Raw genomic sequence first — 5,569 nt, 5'->3', positions numbered from 1 at the left:
TTCCGCCTGGCTCTGTGGGATGAGGAACAGCAGCGTATGGTGACGTTTGCTGAAGCCGAGGAGTCGATGGGCTAGGCTTGTGTTCCAAACCACGAAACTTTGCATGGCGGAAGCAAATCCTGATTATCCCGTTCTTCTGCCCTTCGGCTTCTAAGGGCCTTGGCGTTTAAGGCCAATCGACTTCTTGTCCTTATTCGCCGAACTGCCCGAGCGACTAGAGTGTCTTGCGTAGCTTCACATTGAGGCGCGGATTGTCGTTGTCTGAATCGTAGCGCGGCCCGCTTAGTGGCATGGCAAGTTCGACGTCGAAATCGAGACCGTTGACGATGTCGGTCCTCAGGCCGCCGCCGGCCGAATAGAGTTCGCCCGTCCCCCTCCCATCCTCGAGATTGCTGACATACCCGCCGTCGGCATAGGCGTAGATCTGTATGTTATCGACAAGGTTCAGCGCATCGGCCCAGTCGTAGCGCAATTCGCCCGAGCCCATGATCCCTTCGTCACCCGAACGCTGGCTATAGGGGTAGCCGCGCAGGAAGCGGTTGCCGCCAAGACCAAGATCTTCGGTCGAAAGTAATGGAGCGCTCGCAATTTGTCCGCGGGCGGCCAATCCCATGCTGAAGCCCGAGCCGAGCTCGCGTTCCCAATCGGCCCAGGTGTATAGGCTGCTGAATGCCGCCGACGCATCGTCGCGCGAGGCGAGCGGATCGCCCAGCTCGGTGGCGCCGAGGATCGACAAGCCCTGCGAATAGGTTACCCGCGCACGGTATCGGCCCCCGACGACCGTGCCGGCCATGAAGGCGCCAATGCGCACGACAGGGATGCGATCGTGCCGGTCGAGCGCACCGTCGCGATCGCGCCGAATATCCTGAATCTGGAATTCGGCTTCGCCCCAGAGGCTGAAATTGCGACGTCTTACAAACGGATGACGCAATTCGATGCCAAGCCTCGTCGATCTGCCGGTAACATCGTCATCGGCGAGATAGGCGCCCGGATCGGTTCTGGAGTGGGAGACAACGACGCCCGCTTGCGTGCCGTTGGAACTGATGACCGCCTCGTATTTCAACTTGGCATATTGCAGTTCGCCCGGTTCGAAAGGCGTGGTTGCCAGCGTGATGTCGACCTCGTCGGTCGATGTGAGCAATCCGTTGAAATCGGCGTCGATCCGCAGTCGCTCAGGTCCCACAGGTGCCGAACCGTCGTTTTCGAACACCAAAGCACCACTGGCCCGCGATCGTCGCGCTTCAAGAACCAGGACACCTTCGTCGTCCTGGCGTTCGAAATAGGCCCTACGCACCCAGACGCCCGAGATATCGTCCGCCAGCAGCAGGTGCCGCTCGAGCCGTGCTTTGGTGACGGGGCGGCCGCCGAGTAGCGGGGTCAACTGATCGCGAATGGCAACATCATCGTCGCCATCGATCCTGATCCGGTCGATCCGGCCTTCGTCGACACGAACGCGTAGCACGCCAGCGCGCAGCGATTGCGGTTCGATCATCGCGGTCGCAAATACATAGCCCATGGTCTGCGCGCGCGATGCCACATCGCTGGCGAGTGCGTTCAGCTGTTCTCCGTCGAGATCGCGCGCGGCGTAACGCTCAACGATGTCAACGAAATCGGCGACTGACAATTCGCGCAACCCTTCGAGCGAGATCGGCCCTACGGTGTAAACGCTTGATCCAAAGCCTTGATCTTCGCCAGAACGAGGTTCGATCTGCGCTGCGGCGGCCGCATCGCGCGGCGCCAGCACGCCACTTTCCTGTTCGTCGACGGCTAGGGCCTCATCGATTGGATCGCGCGCATCCTGTGCATTCGCGGAGAATGCGACGCACAGGCCGACTGCCGCCAGTGAGGGATAAGATAGATAACGCACGCGTGAGAGACTCCAAGTGGACCACTCAAACTACCCGGGCGCGTCTTAATTTTTGGTTGCATTACCAGATGTTTAACCATGTTCGGTTGGTATATTGGAATACCCTTCTGCGAGATCGGACGCTCATAGGAGACCCATCTTGTCGACCCGGAAATTCCTGAAGACCGCTTCTCTCGCCCTCTTGCTCGCCAGCACCAGTGTCCACGCGCAGGTTGCATGGACAGTCAGCGAAACGGATGGACGCGTCGCAATACGCGACGAGAATGGCGAGAGACCGGCGCGCCGCGGGGCGAAGATCGCTGCTGGCGGTGCGATCGAGACCGGAGCTAATGGCTCGGCCGTCATCGTGCGCGAACGCGAATTTGTCACCGTCCGGCCTAACAGCCGCGTGAAAGTGCCAAAACCTTCGGAAGAGCGATCGGTGATCCAGATCGTCCAGGACTGGGGCAGCGCGGTTTTCAATATCGGCAAACAACCCGATCCCCATTTCGGCGTCCGCACGCCGACCCTGGCTGCGGTAGTGAAGGGAACCAGCTTCTCGATAACGGTCGATGGCAGCGGCTCTTCCATGCAGGTCACCGAGGGTGCGGTCGAGGTCTGGACCGGTGATGGAGGCGCACGCGATCTCGTGACACCAGGCGAGGTGGCGATGGTCGGCGCGGATGATCCGTTCCGCCTCACGATCATGGGTGATGAGACGCGCACCCTGGATTCACCTGCTCGCGACAACAATACTCCATCACCAGCGGCTGCACCGCCCCCGACACCAAACGCATCTAACGCCAATACGAACGTAACGGTGGAAGCAGTCGCTTCCGAGCAGCCGGTCATCGAGACACGTTTCGTGAGCGGACCGAGAGATCTGGAGGATACGACCGAGGGCCTGGTTTCGGGCGAGATCGCGGCGGTCACCGATGATTTCGTTGCTGATCTATCACAGGAAGAGGCCGAACCCGATCCCGCGCCTGCTCCAGGACTCGAGCTGGAACCAGGACCCGAGCCAGAGCCGGAGCCCGAGCCAGAGCCAGAGCCAGAGCCGGAGCCCGAACCTGAGCCCGAGCCCGAGCCGGAACCTGAACCTGAGCCGGAACCTGAGCCAGAGCCGGAGCCCGAACCTGAGCCCGAGCCGGAACCTGAACCTGAGCCGGAACCTGAGCCCGAGCCGGAACCTGAACCTGAGCCGGAACCTGAGCCCGAGCCGGAACCCGAACCCGAACCTGAGCCGGAACCCGAACCCGAACCCGAACCCGAACCTGAGCCGGAGCCAGATCCGGAGCCCGAACCTGAGCCGGATCCGGGTGATGACGACGACGACGACGACGACGACGATGACGACGACGACGACGATGACGACGACGGCGATGATGATGATGATGATGATGATGATGACGACGATGATGACGACGACTGATTGGCTCTAAGCGATCGTGCCCTGATCCTATGCGTTCGCCGTCCTTCTCGTGTGTGCCGCCGCGCTTGCCGTGGGAAAACATCCTGCTCGCTGCTCTCCTTATCGTCACGATCGGGTCGGCAGCGCAGTCAGGGGCTTTTCGCGAACTCGACAATGGCTTGAGGAATTTAAGCTTTGGGCTGAGGGACCGCACCGCGAGCGGTCAGATTCAAGTCGTCGAAATGGATGCGGCGAGCGTTGCCGCGATCCAGCGATGGCCTTGGCCGCGCAGCAATTATGCCGAAGTGGTGGCCGCGCTGGATGAAGCTGGGGCCCGCTCAATCATTTTCGACGTCGATTTTTCCTCAACTTCGAATCCGGTCGAGGACGCCGCACTCGCGCGCAGTCTGAGCGAAGCATCTGCCGAAATCGTTCTTCCCACATTTGGCCAGAGCGAAAGCTTCGAATCCGACCGGCAGATCGATGCCTTGCCCATAGCGTCATTGCGGCGACACGCTTCGCTGGCATCAGTTTCCGTCATACCTGATAGCGACGGCGTGGTGCGCAACATGCCCTTGGGCACGATGACCGCGGGCGTTCCCCGGCCCTCGCTTTCGGCTCAGGCTGCCGGCGTGGCCGGAAAGGCCGGTAACCAATTCCCGGTCGACTTCGCGATCGACCCCGTATCGATACCTCGATACAGCTTCATCGACGTCGCGAGCGGAAGGTTCGATCCTTCCACGATTACCGACAAGGATATACTCATTGGCGCGACGGCGATCGAGATGGGGGATCGATACGCGACGCCGCGGCACGGCGTCCTACCCGGAGTGATCGTACAAGCGATCGCTGCGGAGACATTGCTAGGCGGAATACCCATTTTCGGAGGATGGCTGGTTCCGCTGCTGGTGGGCGCGCTGGGTGCCGCCTTGGTCTTCGCGCAAAAGACCTATCCGCGCGTCGTAGCGACCTCCGGTCTTGGCGCTGCTGCGCTTTTCGGCGCCGATATCGCCGCATATAGCCTTGCTGGAGCGGACTTCCGGATCGTGGCCGGGCTGATCTTGGTCCTGGCATCCGGCGCAGCGCGTTCGGGTTTATTGCTTTACCGCGAAATGTATCGCGGCAAGCGGATCGACCAGGAAAGCGGCTTGCCGAACCGCCTTGCTTTGCGCGAGGCCGATGGTTCGCAGGAGAATGCCCAAACCATCGTCGCGATGCTCGCAAATTTCGACGCAATCAAATCGGTTATCGGTGCGGATGCTATCGGCTCATTGATGGGGAGTCTGGCGGCGCGAATGGGCGGCAGAGATATCGTCTACCGCATCGATGATCGCTGCCTTGCGTGGATTTCCGACGAGGCGCATGAAACCCGCATAGAGACGCTGACTGAACTGCGCCGCGAGTTACGACGGCCGTTAGAAATCTCCGGAAAGCGCGTTGATCCCGCGATTGTGTTCGGCATCGCTGCTGCAGGGGCAACTGCCGAAGCTTCGCTGGCAGCCAGCACCGCGCTGGCCAACGACAAGGTTTGGCACATGCATGAGGCGGCCGAGCAGGACCTTCTCGAGCAGCAGGTTTCGCTAATGGGAGAACTCGCCAACGCGATCGAAAACCATGAGCTCGAAGTCCACTACCAGCCCAAGCTCGATCTGATGACGGACTGTATCGCCAGTGTCGAAGCGCTCGTCCGCTGGCATCATCCCACGCGCGGCTATTTGAGCCCGGACAGCTTCATCCCGCTAGCCGAAAAGAACGATCACATCGCGGATATGACGCTGTTCGTTCTGCAGCGCACCCTGCGGGATCTTGCGCAGTGGCATGGCGCTGGCATCGAAGTGAAGGCGGCAGTGAACATATCGGCGCGCCTGCTTATTTCTCCGGCATTCTTCGATGCTGTAGGGGCCGCGCTCCAAGTAAGCGACACATCTGCCTCCGACCTCATTTTTGAGGTTACCGAGTCAGCGACCATGGCCGATCCGGCAGCCGCTTTGCGCGCGCTAGAGGGATACCGGCGGATGGGCATCATGATTTCGCTAGACGACTACGGCACCGGGCAATCGACGCTGACCTATCTCAAGACCCTGCCTCTCGGCGAATTGAAAATCGATCGAAGCTTCGTCGAGAATGCACATGAAGACAGCAGCGATGCGCTTTTGGTCCACTCGACGGTGAACCTCGCCCATGCTCTTGGCCTGCTGGTCGTCGCAGAAGGAATCGAGACTGTAGAATGTCTCGACTTTCTGCGCGAAGTAGGATGCGATCTCGCACAAGGCTACTTCGTATCTCGTCCCCTTCCGGCCAGCGAATTGCTG

3 protein-coding genes are annotated in these 5,569 nt (G+C 60.5%); 2 read left to right on the top strand and 1 reads right to left on the bottom strand.

Annotated features, from left to right (window positions below; genetic code table 11):
* Nucleotides 1-214: 214 nt before the first annotated feature.
* Nucleotides 215-1,867 (bottom strand): ShlB/FhaC/HecB family hemolysin secretion/activation protein, encoded by a 1,653-nt coding sequence (locus tag GRI55_RS14690; RefSeq protein WP_160767629.1) that lies wholly within the window; start codon nucleotides 1,865-1,867, stop codon nucleotides 215-217.
* A 139-nt stretch (nucleotides 1,868-2,006) separates the two neighbouring features.
* Between GRI55_RS14690 and GRI55_RS14685 the strand changes: the two genes are divergently transcribed.
* Together GRI55_RS14685 and GRI55_RS14680 are read left to right on the top strand one after the other, a co-directional pair.
* Nucleotides 2,007-3,278 carry a FecR family protein gene (locus GRI55_RS14685; protein ID WP_160767631.1) on the top strand — a complete coding sequence of 424 codons (1,272 nt, stop codon included), beginning with the start codon at nucleotides 2,007-2,009 and terminating at the stop codon, nucleotides 3,276-3,278.
* Nucleotides 3,279-3,307: 29 nt separating this feature from the next.
* Nucleotides 3,308-5,569 (top strand): EAL domain-containing protein (locus GRI55_RS14680; protein WP_160767630.1); only part of this gene is annotated, 2,262 nt, incomplete at its 3' end.

The sequence above is a fragment of the Qipengyuania citrea genome, from assembly GCF_009828015.1.
Classification (GTDB): domain Bacteria; phylum Pseudomonadota; class Alphaproteobacteria; order Sphingomonadales; family Sphingomonadaceae; genus Qipengyuania; species Qipengyuania citrea.
This window is presented reverse-complemented; position numbering and strand designations above follow the sequence as displayed.